The organism is Xenorhabdus khoisanae (assembly GCF_001037465.1).
Taxonomy (GTDB): Bacteria; Pseudomonadota; Gammaproteobacteria; order Enterobacterales; family Enterobacteriaceae; genus Xenorhabdus; species Xenorhabdus khoisanae.
In genome coordinates this window covers 1-3,714 of sequence record NZ_LFCV01000235.1, presented here as the reverse complement: position 1 = coordinate 3,714, position 3,714 = coordinate 1, and the positions used below count along the sequence as shown (strand labels likewise).

Annotated in this window: 3 protein-coding genes; all 3 read left to right on the top strand. The window is 36.8% G+C overall.

Features of this window, described 5'->3' with window-relative positions:
* Nucleotides 1-565: 565 nt before the first annotated feature.
* The gene (locus tag AB204_RS22965; protein WP_161796590.1) at nucleotides 566-742 is read left to right on the top strand and encodes a hypothetical protein; all 177 of its coding nucleotides are present in this window, start codon (nucleotides 566-568) and stop codon (nucleotides 740-742) included.
* A gap of 4 nt (nucleotides 743-746) precedes the next feature.
* Nucleotides 747-1,796: a hypothetical protein gene (locus AB204_RS20445; RefSeq protein WP_047965218.1), complete on the top strand. Its 1,050-nt coding sequence runs from the start codon at nucleotides 747-749 to the stop codon at nucleotides 1,794-1,796.
* 119 nt (nucleotides 1,797-1,915) lie between these two features.
* Nucleotides 1,916-2,965 carry a sugar-transfer associated ATP-grasp domain-containing protein gene (locus AB204_RS20440; protein WP_053067967.1) on the top strand — a complete coding sequence of 350 codons (1,050 nt, stop codon included), beginning with the start codon at nucleotides 1,916-1,918 and terminating at the stop codon, nucleotides 2,963-2,965.
* Nucleotides 2,966-3,714 lie beyond the last annotated feature (749 nt).

Sequence of the window (3,714 nt, the reverse complement as noted above, 5' to 3'; positions counted from 1 at the left end):
TCTATTTTTTTTTCAGCCTCCACAACGGTAGTGACGGTAATTTATGTTATCACAGATTCTGAGTTGATACGATCCGAAGCATAGCAACTCAGAATCTGAATTATTACAAAATAAATAATAACTCAATAAAAATATTTAATTACCCTTAGCATTAGCAGGTACACCACCCAGGGTAACCGCATGAGTGATCAAATAAAAAACAGAGTGAATGTAATTTAAGCTATCCTAATCATGGTATGTGTTAATTTGCTTTAAATAAAATCAATTTTTGTATTGTTTCCACACTGACTATGTTTATAACGATGTTGCGCTTAATATGTGAATCCAAGTGATGTTTTTATTAATTATTAATCATGATATAAATTTTATAAATCTTCCCTCTGGCATTAAGTATTATTCTTACGATATAAGATGTAATGTAATGAATCCCTAAGCTATTCATTGAAATACGCCCAAACAGACTCTTCCGTATTGATAAACCCAATGTTGATGTTTATAGGCGGAGATGACCTACCGCCTTCATATTACTTAGCAATGTACTTTGTTGATTAAATGAGGGTTAGATATGAATACTCAAAATAATAAATCTGATAAGACGACGAAAAAAAATGATGTGTACCTTGATGTCACAATTAGGGACAAACAGACAGCCACGCTGAATAAAACCGATAATAGCGGGGGTAACATCTTTGGCTTTGGCTACCAACATGCCAACTTCTTTAACAGTCACTTCGGAGCCTAATATCATGACAAAAACATTTAAAGTTCCCTTTGCAGCGCAAGGGGATAGGGTTGCTATTCCTGATGAAGTTCAACCAAATGGTGCTGTCTCATATGCTCAGGGCTACGGCGCTGAATACGGACGTGACCAAAACGAAGATCCCACAGCAAGGGATATTGAACGTGAAAAGATGAATGGTATTTTTCACGATATCACCGAAGCTGTGGGAGAAATGCAGGCCTTTGGTGCAGCTCAGTGGAGCAATGATGCACAGCCTTACCCTCTGCGGGCGTTGGTCTATCACAAACAGAAAGTCTGGCAATCACGTATTGAGAACAACAAGGAAGAGCCAACGATAGGTAGTGCTTGGGTAGAATTAAAAGCCGATCTAACCGCCGATGATGCGGGAGCCTATAGCAAGGAAGAATCCGATCAGCGCTTTCAACCGAAGGGCAATTATCAGCCTGTCGGGAATTATGCTCTGAAAGGAGATAGTTATACCAAAACTGAATCTGACAATAAATATCAACCACTGGGGAATTATTTGACTGCTGGATACAGCTATTCAAAGAATGAGAGTGACAACCGTTATCAACAGAAGGGTAACTATGCTCCTGCTAGGAACTACGCACTGAAAGGTGAAAGCTACACTAAGCCGGAATCTGATGCTAAGTATCAATCCAAAGGAAACTACCAGCCTGTTGGAAACTATCAACATGCAGGAAATTATGCTTTACGAGGGGAGAGCTACACTAAACAGGAGTCCGATAGTCGGTATCAAGTAAAAGGGATTCATCAGAGGTGGCGAAAAATTGGTGATTTTGGTGGAGCGGCTGCTGTTGCGGAAGCAATACTTAGTGAGAATTGTTTGGGTCAGTATCTTTTTGTTCAGCGTTATAATACGGGAAATAATACCGTGACCGGTTTTCTCGTTCCACCTGTTTCTGGACTTCGTTTTTGTGTACCTATGGGGCGCAGTGGTTATTGGGACTTTATTGTATCTTCTGATGGCAGAAAATTAAGTATAGTGGGCAGTGAATACGGAAGTGCTTCTGGCGTATATATGATGGATTAAGTAGGCTAGTAAAGCTAGGAACCTCTTACAAACTAAGGGGTTCTCTTGATAAGACTTTTTAATGTATTTTTTTTATGGTAAATTATAACACCCTATTTTTTTATGATTCATAATTTATCATGATAAAAGGCACTATAAGAAGGAAAATAAAAAGATATTATAATCGTATTATCTTTAATGAATACCATGAATCTCATCGTATACAAGCCTTGTCTATTTTATCTGAAATTGAAAAACAAAAAGGAAAATTAAATCCAAGCATAAAGAAAAAATGTGATGAATATGCAGTAGATGCTTTGAAGTGGATTGGTTATGCGCCTTGGCTATATGTATATAGTGCAATAGCTAATGGGTTTAAAGAGGGATGGATGCCTGATAATTATTATGGCGGTATTGTTATTAATGAAATATCAGGAAGTTATGCAAATATATCGGATTTGAAATCATTAAGCAGAGTGATGTTAAAAACAGATAATATTCCTGATTTACTATATTCAACAAATGGATTGTTAATTGAGCCAGTAGAGAAAAAAGTAGTTAATTTTGAACAGGCTAAAGAAAATTTATTCTTTAGCGGTGAAAAGATTATTTTTAAACCAGATGAATCTCAACAGGGATCAGGCATTAAATTTATTTCGAAAAAAGAATTTAATAAAGAATTAAATTTTTTAAATGGTGTCTATCAAAGAATAATAGTTCAACATGATTTTTTTAATGCTATCTGTGATAAGTCTGTTGCAACTTTACGGTTAACAACGGTCATCAATGACGGTGGAATATGTAATGTCAGAGCTGCCTATTTACGAGTAGGAAGAAATAGTGACACGCATGTTAAGTCATCAAGTCATGTACGAATCCCAGTAGATATTAATAGTGGGGAATTATCTTGTGATGGATTTCTTACTAATTGGAATACGATTAATAAACATCCGGATACTCTTGTTAAGTTTGGGGGAATATTACCCAGCTTTAAAAAATGTTGTGATATTGCTGTTCAGTTACATTTGAGGTATCCATTTGTTCGATGTATTGGTTGGGATTTGATTGTTGACAATAATAATGATGTACAAATCATGGAGTGGAATGCAGGACATAATGACATTAAATTTTCAGAAGCAACCCAAGGACCTTGTTTTAAGGATCTCAACTGGGAGAAATTTGCTAAATAGTGGGTTAATTAAGCTAATGGTGAGCTGTGTGCTATTTTCGAAGGTTGTACTTGAATATTCGCCCCCCAGAGAAGGAAAATTTTGAGTGAGAGTTCAAGATGGGACTTAACGTAAAGGGCGAAAATCTCCCCAGTTAAGCACTCAGAAAATTGGGAATAGATCAACAGATGGAAAACTATATTAATCAAATTATTGCTGTAAATACTCCTGCCACTCTTACCACACATGATCAGGATCAATATCCGTGTAGCCTTTTGATTCTTCCAGAACCTGGCTCATTCCAACAGGTACAGCTACGCAGTTCTATCAATGTAGTCAGCGAACGGTTGCATTGCAGAAGAGCAGCCTTTCTCTTTCAATTAGAAAATGCATAGAAATGATTAGCAGTAAGCAAATAATTGCTGTTTATTTTATGTTCTCTTTATTCCTAATTACGAAGGGAAAATACTTGTAACCGATTAGTTTTTAAGGGTGTTAATAAGGGTTTATATTAGGAATAAGTACTTTAATTTATTGATTTTATTGGAAATGACAACGATTTTAAAATCCCTCGGCCTTTAGGCTGTGCGGGTTCAAGTCCTGCCCTGGTACCATAAAAATTCACTGATAAAACAGTGAGTTAGGGTTAGAAAGAGCCACCTTTACGGTGGCTTTTTTCTTGTATATAGAAAACCCCCAGCTTGGCACTGTCTCTTGATCACATCTCTAGCTCAAGAGACTGTGCAAGCAGGTACCCCTCAAGGAGGGTT